This window comes from Christiangramia aquimixticola, from assembly GCF_048285835.1.
Classification (GTDB): Bacteria; Bacteroidota; Bacteroidia; order Flavobacteriales; family Flavobacteriaceae; genus Christiangramia; species Christiangramia aquimixticola.
The window spans coordinates 1-351 of sequence record NZ_JBLVTL010000081.1; the positions used below are offsets into that span (position 1 = coordinate 1).

At 40.2% G+C, this 351-nt stretch carries 1 pseudogene; it reads left to right on the top strand.

From position 1 onward, the window contains the following. A pseudogene (locus tag ACNKXV_RS13600) lies at window positions 1-351 on the top strand (hypothetical protein); the annotation flags it as partial.

Genomic DNA, 351 nt, shown 5'->3' on the forward strand with positions numbered 1-351 from the left:
TTCTCAGGGTGATTATATACTAAGCCCAGCGTATGATTTGATCAATACGCGGGTTCATGTCAAGGATCCTGAGTTAGCGCTGAAAGATGGCTTGTTCAAAAATGACTACTACACTCCAAGTTTCGAAGCCAATGGCTTTTTAGCCTATGATGATTTTTGGGAATTTGGTTCGAAAATCGGCCTGATTAAATCCAGGCTTGCAAAGATTTTGAATGAATTCCGGAACCCAAAATCGGAAGTTGGAGATTTGACCGAAAGGAGCTATCTGGACGAAACCTGCAAGAAACTTTACTTGGACACGTATCAGACCAGGCTAAAGGCATTGAATAGTTCATTTTTAAAGTTGATTTA